The sequence below is a fragment of the Bosea sp. 685 genome (assembly GCF_031884435.1).
In the GTDB taxonomy this organism is placed as follows: Bacteria; Pseudomonadota; Alphaproteobacteria; order Rhizobiales; family Beijerinckiaceae; genus Allobosea.
The window spans coordinates 3,277,185-3,292,901 of sequence record NZ_CP134779.1; the positions used below are offsets into that span (position 1 = coordinate 3,277,185).

13 protein-coding genes are annotated in these 15,717 nt (G+C 66.6%); 4 read left to right on the forward strand and 9 right to left on the reverse strand.

All coding sequences use genetic code 11. The features are described from left to right. Window positions 1–235: 235 nt before the first annotated feature. Window positions 236–1,963 (reverse strand): peptide ABC transporter substrate-binding protein, encoded by a 1,728-nt coding sequence (locus RMR04_RS16705; RefSeq protein WP_410492268.1) that lies wholly within the window; start codon window positions 1,961–1,963, stop codon window positions 236–238. A gap of 138 nt (window positions 1,964–2,101) precedes the next feature. Here RMR04_RS16705 and RMR04_RS16710 point away from each other — a divergent pair, with 138 nt between their 5' ends. Genes RMR04_RS16710 through RMR04_RS16720 form a run of 3 tightly spaced genes read left to right on the forward strand, consistent with a single transcriptional unit; the run spans window position 2,102 to window position 5,017 of the window. Then, the gene (locus RMR04_RS16710) at window positions 2,102–2,965 is read left to right on the forward strand and encodes a MurR/RpiR family transcriptional regulator (protein ID WP_311915736.1); all 864 of its coding nucleotides are present in this window, start codon (window positions 2,102–2,104) and stop codon (window positions 2,963–2,965) included. Between the two features lie 10 nt (window positions 2,966–2,975). Then, complete coding sequence (locus RMR04_RS16715; RefSeq protein WP_311915737.1) at window positions 2,976–3,752, forward strand: N-formylglutamate amidohydrolase; 777 nt, start codon at window positions 2,976–2,978, stop codon at window positions 3,750–3,752. After that, on the forward strand, window positions 3,749–5,017 hold the full coding sequence (locus RMR04_RS16720) for an NAD(P)/FAD-dependent oxidoreductase (RefSeq protein ID WP_311915738.1): 1,269 nt from the start codon (window positions 3,749–3,751) through the stop codon (window positions 5,015–5,017). Before RMR04_RS16715 ends, RMR04_RS16720 begins: the two co-directional genes overlap by 4 nt. Before the next feature lie 327 nt (window positions 5,018–5,344). Here the strand turns inward: RMR04_RS16720 and RMR04_RS16725 are convergent, their stop codons facing one another. After that, window positions 5,345–6,253, reverse strand: a complete 909-nt coding sequence (locus tag RMR04_RS16725) for an ABC transporter permease (RefSeq protein ID WP_311915739.1) — start codon at window positions 6,251–6,253, stop codon at window positions 5,345–5,347. A 13-nt stretch (window positions 6,254–6,266) separates the two neighbouring features. Then, window positions 6,267–7,274: an ABC transporter permease gene (locus RMR04_RS16730; RefSeq protein ID WP_311915740.1), complete on the reverse strand. Its 1,008-nt coding sequence runs from the start codon at window positions 7,272–7,274 to the stop codon at window positions 6,267–6,269. A gap of 248 nt (window positions 7,275–7,522) precedes the next feature. Here RMR04_RS16730 and RMR04_RS16735 point away from each other — a divergent pair, with 248 nt between their 5' ends. Beyond that, window positions 7,523–9,400 (forward strand): ABC transporter ATP-binding protein, encoded by a 1,878-nt coding sequence (locus tag RMR04_RS16735; protein WP_311915741.1) that lies wholly within the window; start codon window positions 7,523–7,525, stop codon window positions 9,398–9,400. 169 nt (window positions 9,401–9,569) lie between these two features. On the opposite strand, the gene RMR04_RS16740 is transcribed toward RMR04_RS16735, so the two are convergent. The 6 genes from RMR04_RS16740 to RMR04_RS16765 form a co-directional block, all read right to left on the reverse strand. Further along, the gene (locus tag RMR04_RS16740) at window positions 9,570–9,956 is read right to left on the reverse strand and encodes a nuclear transport factor 2 family protein (protein WP_311915742.1); all 387 of its coding nucleotides are present in this window, start codon (window positions 9,954–9,956) and stop codon (window positions 9,570–9,572) included. Between the two features lie 32 nt (window positions 9,957–9,988). Continuing rightward, on the reverse strand, window positions 9,989–11,293 hold the full coding sequence (locus RMR04_RS16745) for a class-III pyridoxal-phosphate-dependent aminotransferase (protein WP_311915743.1): 1,305 nt from the start codon (window positions 11,291–11,293) through the stop codon (window positions 9,989–9,991). A gap of 62 nt (window positions 11,294–11,355) precedes the next feature. Further along, entirely contained in the window at window positions 11,356–12,507 is a 1,152-nt protein-coding gene (locus RMR04_RS16750; protein WP_311915745.1) for an enoyl-CoA hydratase/isomerase family protein, read from the reverse strand. A gap of 226 nt (window positions 12,508–12,733) precedes the next feature. After that, entirely contained in the window at window positions 12,734–13,507 is a 774-nt protein-coding gene (locus tag RMR04_RS16755; protein WP_311915746.1) for an IclR family transcriptional regulator, read from the reverse strand. A 69-nt stretch (window positions 13,508–13,576) separates the two neighbouring features. Further along, window positions 13,577–14,035, reverse strand: a complete 459-nt coding sequence (locus RMR04_RS16760) for a MaoC family dehydratase (protein ID WP_311915747.1) — start codon at window positions 14,033–14,035, stop codon at window positions 13,577–13,579. Further along, window positions 14,032–15,714: a long-chain-fatty-acid--CoA ligase gene (locus tag RMR04_RS16765; protein WP_311909470.1), complete on the reverse strand. Its 1,683-nt coding sequence runs from the start codon at window positions 15,712–15,714 to the stop codon at window positions 14,032–14,034. Before RMR04_RS16765 ends, RMR04_RS16760 begins: the two co-directional genes overlap by 4 nt. Between the last annotated feature and the right edge of the window lie 3 nt (window positions 15,715–15,717).

The window sequence follows — 15,717 nt, forward strand, 5'->3', positions numbered from 1 at the left end:
TTTTCCGTTATCCGAAATGCCGGTTGAAAACCTGCCGAGGGGATCCACGCCGCTTGATGGATTGCGCGTGGTCGGTCAGTTCCGGTTCAACGCGCCGGGCGAGGAAACGAACCTCGTCCGCGCCTTCCCCGGCGCGTTGCCGGGCGTGTCCTGATGCTTGCGCGGGCCCGAAGCTGCCGCGATGGCGATGCCGAGGCGCGCGAAGCCGGCCGCAGGATGGCGGGCGGCAGCCCCCTCACCTGGCTCGCGACCAGCCGGCCACGTCCCACAACTCGCTGTCCCAGGGATTCATCGAAACCCCGTTGAGGGACTTGGCCGCGCCCGAGATATTGCCGCGATGCACGAGCGGGATCACCGTGTAGGACTGCACCAGCATGTCGTTCATCTTGCGCGCGAGCTCGGCTCGCGCGGTGATCCCATCCGTCTTCCGCAAGGCCTGCGACACGGCATCGTAATCCTGCGAGCAGTAGCGCGGCATGTTGCTGCCCTGCCATTGCGTGACCGGAGACGGGATCGCCGCGCAGGTCCATTTGTTCAGATAGGACTCCTGGTCGAGGCCCTTCGAATTGTCGGTGTACATCTCGACATCGGCGTAGAACTTCTGCCGCGTGTCCGGGTTGCCGGCATCGCCGCCGAAAAAGACCGAGCCGCTGACATTGCGAAGATCGACGCTGACGCCGAGAACCTTCCAGTATTCCTTCAGCATGGCCTGGGTGTCCTGCCGCACCCCGCTGGTCGAGGTCAGGAAGGACAGCTTCAACTTCTGTCCGCCCTTTTCGCGGATGCCGTCAGGGCCGGGCTTCCATCCTGCCTCCTCCAGCAAGGCCTTGGCGGCCGCGGCATTGGGCGTCAGGCAGCCATCATTGGCCGTCGAGACATATTGTGCGGGCGCCGGCACGACATTGCAGCTCGCTTTGCCCTGATCGCCATAGAGAACCTCCGCGATCTCGGCTCGGTCGATGGCAAGGGACAGCGCCTTGCGCACGCGGATGTCGCTCAGGATCTTGTTCGGGCCGCCCGCCACGGTCGAGCGCTTGTCACCCAGATCCGATCCGGGATCGGTCAGATTCAGGAACAGGTATTCGACCATCGAGCCGAAGGCCGTCACCGGCCGCGCCTTGCCCGCCGAGGTCAGTTTCGCCAGGACGTCGGGCGCCAGCTGCAGGTTCCAGGCGTAGTCCGTTTCGCCCGTCTCGAAGACCGCCCGCGCGGCCGACATCGCGTCGCCCCCGCCCTTGATCGTCACGCCCGAGAAATGCGGCTTGTCGGCTTCGCGATAGGCCGGGTTCATCGCGTAGACGACGACGTCGTTCGGCTTGAAGTCCTTGACCTTGTAAGGGCCGGTGCCGATCGGCGCGAAATTCTGCGCGGTGCAGGAGGCGATCTTGGCGCCCATGCAATCCTTGAACTGCGCTTCCTGCAGGATCGGCGTGGTCGAGCTGACGAAGGGCACATAGGGATAGGGCGTCGGCTGCGCGAACCGAATCTCGATGGTCAGATCGTCCTTGGCCACCACCTCCTTGATCCCGTCGAAGGCGTTCGAGGCCGCGCAGCCCGCCCCGGTGGCGGTGCAGTATGTCCAGGTGAAGACCACGTCCTTCGCGGTGAAGGCGCTGCCGTCGGACCATGTGACGCCGGGACGCAGCTTCCAGGTGATCATCGTCATGTCGGCCAGGATGCCGCCATTCTCCTTCGTCGGGATCTCGGCCGCCAGCAGCGGCACCAGCGTGCCCTGCGGATCGAACCGCGCGAGAGGCTCGACCACCAGGGCCGCGGCATCGACCTCCTTGCCGATCCCCGACAGATAGGGGTTCAGCGTGGACGCGGCCTGCCAGTAGAAGATCTTCAGATCCCCATCCGAACCCCGCTCCGCCTGCGCAGCGAACGGCAGCAGCGCAAACGCGGCCGTGGTCAGGAATTTGGCCGTGGTCAAGAACTTCGCGGTGGTCAAGAACTTGGCCATGCTCATTCCATTCGCTCCTGTGGCCGGCCCCCGTTCGCCTGCTGAGCTCCCGGTGGGGACATTCCGACGCGCGTTGATTGTTGTAACATACTGTGCAAGGCGCTTGATTTGAGTCAATATGTAATAAAGAATACAGGAATGGCCGCACCGCCCCTTTTCGACAGAATTCGCAGCGAAGCCCGGTCGACGGCCGAGCGGAAGGTCGCCTCGGTCCTGCTCGAAGGCTACCCGACACGCGCGCTTGCGACGGTCGAGGTGCTGGCGAAACAGGCCTCGGTCAGCGCGCCGACGGTGCTGCGCTTCCTCACCAAGATCGGCTTCTCGCGCTTCGCCGATTTCCAGGCCGCGGCGATCGCCGATGTCGAGCGCCAGCTCGGCTCGCCGCTGAACAATATCCGCTCGGAAGCACCGGCTGAGGCACCCCACCATATCTACCAGCGCACCCTGCTGATGCAGGCCGAGGCGCTGCAGGTCGCAGCCGCCCAGGCGATGCCGGCGGAATTCGATGCGATCATCGACCTGCTGGTGTCGCCGCGGGCGACGATCAAACTGCTGGGCGGGCGCTACAGCCAGAACCTCGCGCAGCGGCTGGCGACGCAGCTTAGCCAGCTGCGGCCCGGCGTCGTCTTCACCCCCCTCACCCTGGGCTTCGCCTATGACACGCTTGTCGATGCCGGGCCGCAGGACGTCTTCGTGATCTTCGACTACCGCCGCTACCAGAGCGAGCTCCTGACCTTCGCGCGCGGCGTACGGCAAAGCGGCGCGCGCCTTTGCCTGTTCACCGACACCTGGCGTTCGCCCATCGCGGAACATGCCGATGCGGTGCTGACCTCGCCCGACGCCTCGACCTCGCCCTTCGGCTCGCGCGTCGTCGTCACCGCCCAGATCGAGGCGATCGTCGCCGCAATCAGCCTGCGCTGCCGCGATTCGAGCCGCGACCGGCTCGCCCGGATCGAGGAGCTGCGCAGCCTCGGCGCGACCGAGCCGTCCAAGGAGAGCTGACCTCCCGTGAATGCTGACCTCCTATGAATGCTGGCCTGCCATGAATGCCAATCCGCCGATCGTGCTGAACCCGGACGGTCGCTTGCCCGGGGTGATCGCGGTCGATCATGCCGGCCGCTCGGTCCCGCCCGGGCTCGGTGAGCTCGGACTCGCCCCGGCCTGGCGCGACAGCCATTATTTCTGCGATCTGGGCGTGGCGGAACTCGCCCATGAGCTTGCTGCACGGATCGACGTGCCGATCGTGCTCTGCGACGTCAGCCGCCTCGTGATCGACGTCAATCGGTGGGTCGATGATCCCCGCTCGATCGCCACCGCGCTCGAAGGCACGCCGATCCCAGCGAATGCCGCCTTGCCCCCGGCCGAAAGAGAGGCCCGGCAGGAGGCCGTCTTCTGGCCCTATCACAACCTGCTGGGGGCGATCTGGGAGCGCCAGACCGCGCGCCATCCGCGCCCCTTCTTCTTCGCGCTGCATAGCTGCACCCGCGTCTTCGACGGCCAGCATCGCCCCTGGGACGGCGGAACGCTCTGGCATGACGACGACACCCTGTCGCGCCACCTGCTTGACCATCTCGGCAAGGAAGACGGCCTCGTCCTGGGTGACAACCAGCCCTATTCCGGCCGCAACGGTGTCTTCACGGTCGACTGGCACAGCTATGGCTCGGGCCTGCCGGCCTGCGGTTTCGAGGTGACGAACGACCTTCTGGAAACCGGACGCGACCGCGCGCGTTGGGCCAGCCGTCTGGCCGGTGCGCTGACGGCCGCCATCGACGATGGAGTTGCCGCGTGACCCCGTTTTCGGCCGAGCCCCCCTACGCGCTGACCGCCGTCGCCGCGCCAGTGACCGAGCGCCTCGCCGGCACGCGCGATGTCGATATGCTCCTGGTCGGCGGCGGCTATGGGGGCCTGCTGACCGCGATCGAACTGGCCGAGGCCGGGGCCCGCGTCGCGGTGATCGAGGCGCGCGATATCGGCGCCGGCGGGTCCGGGCGCAATCACGGCCAGTGCATCCCAGTGTTTGCCTATCTCGATCCCGCGACGCTGCCCGAGAAAGGCGTCGGGCTCCTCACTGACGCCGGAGCCCGGGTCTTCGAGCGGATCGCGCGCCACGGCCTGCGCTGCGAGGCGGTCCAGAAGGGCACGCTCAGCGCGGCCTATAACGAGCGGACGCTGGCGACGACCCGGGCGGCGCAGGCGAAATACGCAGGCTATGGCAAGACCGAGCGCTACCTCGACGCCGAGGAGGTCACCGCGCTGACCGGCACGCGCGCCTTCCTGGGAGGCTGGGTCCACCGCGAGGGCGGCCATCTCAATCCGCTCGGCTATGCCCGCGAACTGGCGCGGCTTGCGCTTTCGCTCGGTGTCGAGGTCTTCACCCAGAGCCCGATGACGGGTTTCGCGCGCCGCGATGGTCGCTGGTGCATCCGCACCCCCGATGGCGAAATCCGCGCCAAGACCGTCGGCCTGACGACCGACGCCTATTCCACGGCCGCTATCCCCGGCGCGGTGACGCAGGGCTTCTTCCCGCTGACGAGCTATGCGGTCGCAAGCCGCCCGCTGACGACTGAGCAACGCGCAAGCGTCATGCCGTCGGGCATGAATTTCGGCGATACCCATCACGACCCGATGTTCTTCCGCATCGACGCCTCCGGGCGGATCGTCACGGGCGGCCTGCAGGAACCCGGTCGCGGCAGCCGCTTCGACTATACCGCTGCCTTCATGACCCGCCGCCTGTCGCGCATCTGGCCTGTAATTGAGGGGCTGGACTGGGAATTCATGTGGACCGGCACCGTCAGCATGGCGCTCGACCAGACGCCCTCGATCCAGCGCCTCGACGACGGGCTCTGGGCGCTTTCGGGCTGGTCCGGCCGGGGCGTGCCGACCTCGGCCGCGCTGGCCTGCGCCTTCGCTCGCACCCTCGAGGATCCCGCAGCGGGGCTCGCCTGGTGGCCCCAGCGGCAACCGCCGCGGGTCATCGCCCGCGCGCTGCTGGGGCGGATGGTGCAGTTGTGCCGCGGCCCGTTCAACCAGCTGCGTGACCGGATGGAGGGCTGAAGGCTCTCCCCCGACGCGGCCCGGCCCAGAGGCCTTTTGGAAACTCCTGAGCCCTCATCCAGAGAGGCTGCCCGACAATGATCTCTTTATTTTCAAAGGCCTGGCCCTCGGCAACAACCGCGCCGTCATTCCGGACGCAGCGAAGCGGAGCTCCGGAATCCATCGTAGAGTTCGGTGGCCTCCGATGGATTCCGGATCTGCGCCGCTGACGCGGCTTGTCCGGAATGACGGCGAGGGTGATGGTAGGCGATCGAAGGCCCTTGATATCGCTCGTTTCATGTCAGGCCAGCCTCTCAGGATGAGGGCTGGAGGCGTCGAAACGATCCTTCAGCGCCCACGGATCCGCGGATCCATCGCGTCGCGCAATCCGTCGCCGATGTAATTGACCGAAAGCACCGTCAGCGAGATCGCGATGCCAGGCAGGATCGCCCGCATCGGATAGAGCTGAATCTGATCGACCGCGTCGTAAAGCAGTCGCCCCCAGGTTGGGAAATCCGGTGGGAAGCCGAGCCCGAGGAAGGACAGCGAGCTTTCGGTCATGATCGCGCTCGCGATCCCGAGCGTGGCCGAAACCAGGATCGGCGACAGCACATTGGGCAGGATGTGGCGCAGGATCATCTTAGCCCGCTGCGTGCCGATCGACCGGGCGGCAAGGATGAATTCGCGTTCCTTCAGGCTCAGAACCTCGCCTCGCACGAGGCGCGCCGTGTGCATCCAGCTGGTTCCACCGATGGAGGTGACGATCAGCAGGAATATCCCCGTCTCGGCACCGAGCCATTGCGACAGCGGCTCGCGGAACAGCATCGACATGACGAGGAGCAGCGGCAGCAGCGGCAGCGCCAGGAACAGATCGGTCAAGCGCATCAGGACCCCGTCGAGCCCGCGCAGGAACCCCGCACAGACCCCCACCAGCGTGCCCAGCAGCAGCGCCAGCCCCATCGCCGTCAGCCCGACCGTCAGCGAGACCCGACCGCCCGCGATCAATCGCGCCAGCATGTCGCGCCCGAGCTGGTCGGTGCCAAGCGGGTGCTCCAGCGACGGGCCCTTGTTGCGCAGCCGCATCGCCAGCGCGGTCGGGTCGAGCTGCCACAGCCAGGGTCCGGCGATGACCGCCAGCAGGATCGCCCCCAGGATCACCACGCCGATCACCGCGCCGCGATGGCTGCGGAACCGGCGCCAGACATCGCGCGTCTGACTCGAGCGCCGGCGGGCAGCGGGCGCGACAGCCTCAGTCATAGTGGATCCCCGCTCAGTCATAGCGGATCCTCGGATCCAGAACGCCGTACAGGATATCTGCGACCAGGTTGAACAGCACGATCAGCACCGCGAAGATGAAGGTCAGGGTTTGCACCATCGGCACGTCATTCGCCTGGATCGACGAGATCAGCAGCTCGCCGATGCCATTCACCTTGAAGACCTGCTCGGTGATGATGGCGCCGCCGAAGATCTGCGGCACGCCCATCGCGATGACGGTCACGACCGGGATCATCGAGTTTCTGAGCACATGGACCAGCACCACGACCCTTTCGCTCAGGCCGTTGGCGCGGGCGGTGCGGACATAGTCCTGCCGCAGGTTGTCGAGCATCGAGGCCCGCATGAACCGGCTGATCTGGCTGGCATTGTAGAGCGCCAGCACCATCACCGGCAGAACCATCTGGCGCAATTGCATCAGGAAGCTGTTCCAGTCGGTGACCTTCAGCGTCGTATCGTAGAGCGAGGGAAACCAGTGCAGCTCGACCGAGAAGATCACGATCAGCACGACCCCGGTGAAGAAGGTCGGCACCGAGAAGCCGATCATCGAGAGGAAGGTGCCGAGCTGGTCGAACCAGCTATGTTGCCGATAGGCCGAGAGGATGCCGATCGGCAGCGCAATCGCGATCCCCACAACATAAGCCAGGCCCACGACCCACAGCGTCTGCGGCAGGCGCAGCGCGATGATATCGGCGACGGGCGCGCGCGACTGCCACGAGATCACGCGCTGGCTGTACCCTGCCAGGTTCAGCCCGAAGACCGTGTCGAGGACATGCAGCGGCTCGATCCAGAAGAACTGCTTGAGCCACAGCAGGTAGCGCAGCATCAAGGGATCGCCGAGGCCGAGCGACTGGCGCATCTTCTCCTTCACCTCGGGCGGAATCGTAAGTGGCAACTGCGCCATCGGATCGCCGGGCGCGAGGCCAAGAAGCAGGAAGATGACCAGGCTGATCAGCAGGAGCGTCGGGATCGCCACCAGCAGTCGGCGCAGCGTGTATTGGAACATCTGGAGGCTCAGCCGCGCATGCGGCAGGCGCAGTCGCCGGCAGCGCCGCATATGAGGTTCTGATCCATCCCGAAGGCACCTGTCCCGATCGCCAGAATATGTAAAATATATTGCAAGCACGCCACATCGCAGTCAATATGTAACAAATAGTACTTTTTTCGAGACAGGTCCGCACCCCGCCGGATGCTCTGCTCCGGCTGCGGCGTCGCCTGCCATTAGGATGGCCGGGCCCGTCCCGGGGAGGTTTGATGTTCGATACGTCCCATGCTCCGCAAGCATCCGGCCTGACGGCGCCCAGCCCACTCGTTTCGATCGCGGGCCTGCGCGTCGCGTTCGAGACCGATTCCGGCCCCGTCCTCGGCGTGCGCGACGTCAGCTTCGACATCGCGCCTGGGGAATGCGTCTGCGTGGTCGGCGAATCCGGTTCGGGCAAGTCGGTCTCGGCGCTGTCGCTGATGCGGCTCGTCGAATTCGGCGGCGGCCGGATCGCTGGAGGGGAGTTGCGCTTTCGGCAGGCCGACGGGTGCGTGATCGACCTCGCCCAAACCGACCAGGCCACGATGCGTGCGATCCGTGGCGGCCAGATCGGCATGGTCTTCCAGGAGCCGATGACGGCGCTGAATCCCGTCTTCACGATCGGGCGCCAGCTGGTCGAGGTGATCCTGACGCATCGGCGCATCCCGGCAGCCGCTGCGCGCGCCCGCGCGCTCGACCTGCTGACGCAGATGCAGATCAGCGAACCCGAGCGCCGCCTGAAGCAATATCCGCATGAATTATCGGGCGGCATGCGCCAGCGCGTGGTGATCGCCATGGCGATGGCCTGCGAGCCACGCCTGCTGATCTGCGACGAGCCGACGACCGCGCTCGACGTGACGATCCAGGCCGAGATCCTCGCCTTGATCGACAGGTTGAAGCGCGAGACCGGAACGGCGGTGCTGTTCATCACCCATGATATGGCCGTGGTCGCGCAGATGGCCGACCGGGTCGTGGTGATGTATCGCGGCGACAAGGTCGAGGATGGTCCGGTCGAGGCGATCTTCTCCGACCCGCAACACCCTTATACGCGCGCGCTACTGGCCGCCGTGCCCAGGCTGGGCGAGATGCGCGGCACGACCTGCCCGGCACCGATGCGTGGCATCGCGACTGGCGACGCCCCCCGCGCGGCGGCCGCTCCCGCCATCGCGACCGCTGCGGGGACGGAAGCTGCGCCGCTTCTCGAGGTGCGCCACCTGTGCACCCGCTTCCCCGTCCAGAAGGGGCTGCTGCGCCGGACCATCGCCAATGTCCACGCGGTCGAGGATGTGAGCTTCACCATCGATCGCGGCCAGACGCTCAGCCTCGTCGGCGAGTCCGGCTGCGGCAAGTCGACCTGCGGCCGCTCGATCCTGCGGCTCATCCAACCCTTGTCGGGCGAGGTGGTGCTGGACGGGCAGGACGTTCTGGTCCAGCCGGCGCAGGGGATGCACGCGCTGCGCCGCAAGATGCAGATGATCTTCCAGGATCCCTATGCGAGCCTCGACCCGCGGATGCGCCTGTTCGACCAGGTGGCGGAGCCCCTGCTCAATTACGACCGGCTCTCGGGACAGGCCCTGCAGCGACGCGTGGCGGAGCTGTTCGACCGTGTGCGCCTGCCCGCCGGCTTCATCGAGCTTTACCCGCACGAGCTTTCGGGCGGCCAGCGTCAGCGCATCGCCATCGCCCGTGCGCTTGCGCTCAACCCGAAGCTGATCATCGCCGACGAGGCGGTATCGGCGCTGGATGTCTCGGTGCAGGCGCAGGTGCTGAACCTGCTCATGGAGCTGCAGGCGGATCTGGGAATTTCGTGCCTGTTCATCAGCCACGACATGTCCGTCGTCGAGCGGATCAGCCATCGCGTCGCGGTGATGTATCTCGGCCGGATCGTCGAGATCGGCCCGCGCGCCGCAATCTTCGAGACCCCGCAGCACCCCTATACAAGGGCGCTTCTGTCGGCGGTTCCGATCGCCGATCCGACGCGACGGGCGACGCGCAGCGTGACCGGCCACCCGGTCCTAAGTTCGCCCATCCATCCCGCCGATCACGTTCCCGCGCCGTCGCGATATACCGAAGTCGCGCCTGACCATCTGGTGCTCGACCCGACGCAATAGGCGCTTGGAGCGTTTTCGAGCGAAGTAAGGCCGGTTCGCGTGAAGAATGAGCCGTCCTACGACATGATCCGCAGGCACTCGACGATAAGCTATCTCAGCCCAGTCGCGTTCGAAAAGAAGGTCGCAATAGCTCAACTCACCGTCCACGGAACCGGCAGCAGGCCAGGTATCAGTTTTCGGCGTGATAGACCTTCGAGACGATCGCCCAGCGTCCGCCCGCCTTGGCGAGACAGAGGTCGTTGACATAAGTCCGCGGCGGGAACGCATCGCGTACCCGCGCATGGGCGGTATCGCCAGATGTCACCGTCAGTTCCAGCACCTCGGCCAGTTGCGCCGCCCCGCTATCGGCAGGCGCCGCCCGGCCGCGGCAACGCTCCATGTAGGGCTCATAGTCGATGGTCGTCACCTTGCCGGCCGTCACCGTGAAGAGCCTCGCCTCGGGATGGAAGGCGCGGGCGAACTGATCCATCCGCCCATAGTAAAGCCCGTCGAAATAGTCCGTGAGCACCGCGCGGATCGCGGCCTCATCCGCCGCTGCGTCGATCGCCTTGGTCATCGCAAGTCTCCTCGTCAGCGCAAGTTTCCTGGTCAGCCCGCTTTGCGTTCGTATTCGGCATCGGCGACCAGCAGGGCCTCGTCCAGCGCATCGAGGATCTGGTCCATATCACTGTCCGAAACGATCAACGGCGGAGCCAGGAAGAGCGAGGTCTCTTCGCCCGAGGTTCCAATGACGACCCCGAGATCGAAGGCCTTCGTCGAGACCCGCGAGGCCAGCGGGACGTCGGCCGTATCGGCGCGCCAGTCTTTCCAGTGCGGGCCATGCAGCTCGATGGTCCAGTGCATGCCGCGACCGTCGATGCGCGACACGGAGGGGTGCTTCTGCGCGATCCTCAGCAGGCGCTGGCCGATGCGGCCTCCGAGTTCCGCGGCGCGGGCGAGCAGCTTGTCACGCTCGAGTACGCGCAGATAAGTGCGCACCCCCGCCATGGCGATGGGGTGGCCGCGGAAGGTCGAATAGGCCTGCCAGGCGCCGCCACCCAGCCGCTCGACCATCTCCTTCGACAGGATGACGGCACCGATCGGCGAAGCTCCACCGGCCAGCGCCTTGCCCATGGTCACGATGTCCGGCCGGGTCTGGCCTCCCTGGAAGGCAAACCAGCGGCCGGAGCGGCCGGCCCCGGTCACCACCTCGTCGGCGATCCACAGCGAGCCCGCGGACTTTGCGGAATTGGCCACCATGTCCTGATAGGCGCCGTCGTGATAGATGCCGCCCTGGCTGTAGTCGATGATCGTGGCAGCGGTCCCGTCGAGCTTGGCGCGGATTTCGTCGGGGCTCTCAGCGGCCAGGTCGTAGACGCGCTCCCCCCAGAGCGAGCCCATCGGCGCCGCGATGACCCTGACCTGGGTCGTCGGCGCGGTCGGCAGGACGCCACCTGTCAGACGGGAAATCCCGCCATGCCAATGCGGCTGCACCGTCACGTCTCGGGACAGGCCGGTGAGCCCGTGATAGGAGCGCTCGCGCGTAGCGATCGGCGCGCGGCCCGTCACCGCCTGGGCCAGCGATAGGGCAAGATCGTTGATCTCGCTGCCCGAGAGCCCGAAGCGCACCGCACCGATCCACTCCTTCTCATCGGCGAAGGCGGTGTCGATCAGCTCCTCGGCCGCGAGCTCGCGGTCGCGATAGGCCCAGCCCTCGCTGACGGCGGGATGGCCCGCCGCGCTCCGGACGGCTTCAACCATATCGGGATGGGCATGGCCGAGCACACCTGCCGTGTTCGACCCGTCGAGCACGAAGCGGCCGTCCGACAATTCGAACCAGGCGCCCTTGCCTCCCACCACTTCGACGACGGTGTCCGAGCCTGCATTGAGCCCTGTGCTGAGCAGTCGCTTCATCCACGCAATCCTTTCAACTGATCCGCTTGCCTTCCAACTGATCCGCTTGTCGCCGACGGGCCTCAGCCTGCCGCCGCCTGTTCCAGAATGTCGCGATCGGCCGCCTCGACAGCAGCCAGACGCCGCTCGTCTTCGGCCGCCAGCGGGCCGAGGCCGCCTGTCGCAATGAACCGCAGAACGCCACCCTGCTCGGCCGGGAAACCCGCCTCGACCGATGCGACATTCGCCGCTGCGGCGGAAAGCACCGCGCTCGCCCGCAATTGCCCGAGTGCGGCGCGCGCCTGCGCCTCTGGTGAGGGACCCGTCTCTCGCAGACGCTCAGTGAAGGCTGCACTCCAGGCCGGGTCGGCTGGGCGACGGCGCAGCGTGTTGCGATCCACGAACCGGAGCCCGATCAGGGCCCGCGCGGCGGGCGAGGTCGCGCAGCGGGCGAAGAGCTCGGATTCGATCGCCGCCCCATCGTCGAACACCGCAGAGGCAATGGCGCCGATCGCATCGAGCGCAAGACGCGCAGCCTGCGTGTCGGCGATCGGCCCGTCATGGCGCTCGCAATCCGGCGGCCGATGCCCGGGACGGTCCCAGGGCGCAACCGGCGCGGGGTTTGCGGCAATGAACGCCATCGCTCGTTCGACGAGCGCGGCGCGATCGGGCGCAAGCCCGTCGATCAAGCCCTCGGCCATGGCAGCCGACGGCGTCTGCAGAAGCCCCTGCGCGATCAGCCTCCCTGCGGCCCGTGCGCCGAGCCAATGCGGCAGACGCTGAAGCCCGCCGCCGCCGGGCACGAGCCCCAGGGCCACCTCCGGCAGGCCGAGCCGGATCGCGTCTCCCGGCAGGCTAAAGCGCGCATGGCAGGCAAGCGCGAGCTCCCAGCCTCCGCCCGCCGCCGTGCCCTCGATCAGCGCCACGACCGGACAGCCCAGCTTCTCGACGCGGCGAAACAGCGCCTTCAGGCGTTGGCTGTCGGCGAAGCTGTCATCACCGCCGCGACCGGCCTCGCCCATCATTTCGGCGATGTCGCCACCTGTACCGAAGGACGCCTTGGCGGAGAGAAGGATCAGTCCGCGCGGCATGGCATGGGTTGCGCCGATCCGGTCGAGCAGCGCGCCGAACGCGTCCTTGAACTGCGCCGTGGTGCGGTTGGCCCGTCCGGACGGGTCGTCCAGCGTGACCAGCAGGACGCCGTTTTCTTCGGCCAGGCGAAGATAGTCGCTCATGGCGCCCTACCCTGCCGGCAGGGCGGATTCGGCCGGGATCGGATCAGCTTCGACATCGGTGCGACAGGACAGGGCACGGGTAGCCCGAGACGGGGCTGGTTCGGCTGACAGTGTGCCGACACATTCCGATTTGCGCAATCATTTTCCGAAATTAGAAAATCTTGGCAACTCGACAGCCGCGCCCGATGCCGCCCCGGAATCGATCTCCGCGTTCCGCCACCAGGAGCTAAGCGCCGCGCAGCACACGCGAGAGTTTTTGCCCCGCATTGATAAGGGCCGTCTCGATGGCGGCTGGCTTGACCTGCCCGAAGCGTTCCTTCAGCCCGAAGACCGCCACCGCATAGGGCTCGCCCGTCTGCGGATCGCGGATCGCCGTCGCATAGGACAGGATGCCCGGGTCGAATTCGTTGTCGCAGATTGCGATGTGGCGGGCGCGGGCCGTGGCGATATCGGCGCGGATCGCCGCCTCGTCGGTCCGTGTCGCTGGCGTATAGGCGTGGCGCTTCAGCATCAGGTAACGAGCGATGAAAGGCTCGTCCTGCAGCGCCAGCAGGATCTTGCCCGACGCCGCCGCATAAAGCGGCATGTCGCGCCCGGGCTGAGCATAGGCCTGGCCGCTGACATCGGGCAGAGCGGTCTCCACGAGCTGGACATGGCTGCCGTCGAGCCGCGCCAGAAACGCCGTCTCGCCGAACCGCTCGGCCAGCTCGCACAAGATCGGCTCGGCGAGGACAGCAACGTCCCGGCCCTGCGACAGGCGGCCTGCGAGCCGATGCATTCGCTGGCCGATGACGAAGGTCTTGCCCGAGGCCTTCTGGACGAGACCCAGAGCAGTGAGCGAGGCGAGCTGGCGATGCGCCGTGGTGACGCCGAGCCCGGCGGCCGCTGCGATCTCGGTCAAGGTCATGGCTTCGGGAGCGGCGGCGAGAATCTCGACGATTCTGAAGGCCCGGCCCAGCGGCGTTTCGTCCTGATCCTCCAACGCGCCCCACTCCGGCATGTTTCCGAAATTCGGAAAAGCCGTAGGCGCGGCCGTCCGCCCTGTCAATCGTCGGCGGGCGCTGCAGGCTCATGCGCGGTCGGGCCGATTCAGCAGGAAGACGACATGCTCACCGGTTACCACCTCGGTTCCATCAGCCTTGAGCAGCGTTCCCCGCTCGGTCGCGAGCCCGCGGCCCGGCGTCCTGGTCGCGCGTTTCGAGACGAGTTCGAGGCGCAGACGGACCCGCTCGCCGGGATAGAGCGGAGCCAGGAAACGGACATCGGTCCAGGACAGGGAGGCCGTCACCGAGCGGTCGAAGACGCCGATCTGCGCCTTCAACCCCTCGACCAGCGCCAGTGAGAAGAGCCCGTGGCAGATGCGCCCTAGAAACCCGGCGGCGCGCGCGAAATCCTCGTCCATATGGACGGGGTGATTTTCCCCGGTCAGCGCCGCCCAGCGATCGATGTCCGCAACGGTGATCAGCCGCTCGGGCGAGGTGAGCACGGCGCCGGACTCGAAATCCTCGAACCAGATCTGGTCGGTCATGCGCGTGTCTCCTCGCCGGCCGCCTCTTCCTCCTGCAGCTTACGCCAGTCGATCTTGTTCGAACCGGTGCGGGGCAGCGCGTCCCGGAACTCGACGAAGCGCGGCAGTTTGTAGGCGGCCATGACGGTGCGGGCGAACGCGATGACATCCTCCTCGCTGACCTTGCCACGCGCCTCCTTGCGCAGGGTGACGAAGGCTTTGACGCTCTCGCCGCGCCTTGGGTCGTTCACCGCGATGACCGCGCATTCCTGGATGTCGCCATGGCGGTAAAGCAGCATCTCGCATTCGGCGGGCCAGACCTTGTAGCCCGCGACATTGATCATCCGCTTCAGCCGGTCCGACAGGAAATAATAGTCCTCGGCGTCGCGCCACCCCATGTCGCCCGTGCGCAGCCAGCGCCGCCCGCCGATCTCGACGAATATGTCCTGATCGGCTTGCGGGTTGCGCCAATAGCCCTGCATGATCTGCGGACCGGAGATCAGGATCTCCCCGACCTCGCCCACCGGCAGCTCCGTGACGCCGCCGGGTTCGACGACCATCGACAGCGTCTCGAAGACGGGAATACCGAGGCATTGCGGCTTCGGGTGGCGCACCGGGTTGATATGCGTGGCTGAAAGCGTCTCCGAAAGCCCGTAGCCCTCGCAGAAGCGCAGACCGTAGCGGGCCTGCAATTGCTCGGCGAGCGCCGAGGGCATGGAGGATCCACCACCGGTCAGTACCGTGATCCTGTCGAAGGCGCGGTCGTCGAACGAATCCGAGGCCATCACATCGACGATCATCGTCGGCGCCGCGCTCCAGAAGGTCACACCGTGACGAAGGAAGAGCGGCGAGATCAGGTCGCGGTTCCAGCGGGTCATCAGCACCAGCGTCGCGCCGGCCGAGAGACCCGACGACATCGATGCCTGCATGCCCGCGACATGGAAGAGCGGCATGAAGGCCGTCATCACGCTGTCTGGCGTGATCCCGTACCATTTCGCCTGGAGAGACCCCGTGAAGACCAGGGAGCGATGCGGATGGCGGCAGGCCTTGGGCCGTCCGGTCGTGCCAGAGGTGTAGGGCATCACCGCGAGGTCATCGAGCGTGCCGGTCATCGGGCCTGCATTGCGCGTCTCGGCGATGGCTGCGGTCCAGGGCGTGAACCCGGGCGGCAGATCGGTTCGCGGACGCAACATCACCTCGGGCAGCGGATCGTTGCAGCGCGCCGGCAACGCATCGGCGTAGCGGGCGACGATGGCATGGTCGAGAAGGTGGGGCATCAGCGGCGCGAAGCGGTCGAGCAGCTCGTCGCCGAGAATGGCGGTGCGCGCGCCGCTGTCGGTGAGATAATGCTCGATCTCGACGCTCGTGTTCATCGGATTGACCGGCACCACGACCGCATCGGCTCGCAAGATCGCCTGGAAGGCGATGATGTAATGCGGCGAATTCTGCAGATCGACCAGCACGCGGTCGCCTTTGCGCACGCCGCAGACATGGCGCAGATGGCCGGCCAGCGCCTCGGCCTGCGCCAGCACCTCGCCATAGGCGATCATCGCTCCGTAATAGAGGATGGCCGGATGCGAAGGATCGCGCGCCGCCGAACGGGCGAGCATGCCGAAGGCGTTGCCTTCGGGCAGGGGCAGATGGAAGTCGAACTCCTCCGGCCAACGCGACGAACGTGAACGAAGCGGCTGCTCGGGCATGGT

Coding starts and splice junctions, on each gene's coding strand:
- RMR04_RS16765 (WP_311909470.1), bottom strand. CDS start 15,714: ATGCCCGAGCAGCCGCTTCGTTCACGTTCGTCGCGTTGGCCGGAGGAG.
- RMR04_RS16760 (WP_311915747.1), bottom strand. CDS start 14,035: ATGACCGACCAGATCTGGTTCGAGGATTTCGAGTCCGGCGCCGTGCTC.
- RMR04_RS16725 (WP_311915739.1), bottom strand. CDS start 6,253: ATGACTGAGGCTGTCGCGCCCGCTGCCCGCCGGCGCTCGAGTCAGACG.
- RMR04_RS16745 (WP_311915743.1), bottom strand. CDS start 11,293: ATGAAGCGACTGCTCAGCACAGGGCTCAATGCAGGCTCGGACACCGTC.
- RMR04_RS16735 (WP_311915741.1), top strand. CDS start 7,523: ATGTTCGATACGTCCCATGCTCCGCAAGCATCCGGCCTGACGGCGCCC.
- RMR04_RS16740 (WP_311915742.1), bottom strand. CDS start 9,956: ATGACCAAGGCGATCGACGCAGCGGCGGATGAGGCCGCGATCCGCGCG.
- RMR04_RS16710 (WP_311915736.1), top strand. CDS start 2,102: ATGGCCGCACCGCCCCTTTTCGACAGAATTCGCAGCGAAGCCCGGTCG.
- RMR04_RS16705 (WP_410492268.1), bottom strand. CDS start 1,963: ATGGCCAAGTTCTTGACCACCGCGAAGTTCTTGACCACGGCCAAATTC.
- RMR04_RS16715 (WP_311915737.1), top strand. CDS start 2,976: ATGCTGACCTCCTATGAATGCTGGCCTGCCATGAATGCCAATCCGCCG.
- RMR04_RS16730 (WP_311915740.1), bottom strand. CDS start 7,274: ATGTTCCAATACACGCTGCGCCGACTGCTGGTGGCGATCCCGACGCTC.
- RMR04_RS16755 (WP_311915746.1), bottom strand. CDS start 13,507: ATGCCGGAGTGGGGCGCGTTGGAGGATCAGGACGAAACGCCGCTGGGC.
- RMR04_RS16750 (WP_311915745.1), bottom strand. CDS start 12,507: ATGAGCGACTATCTTCGCCTGGCCGAAGAAAACGGCGTCCTGCTGGTC.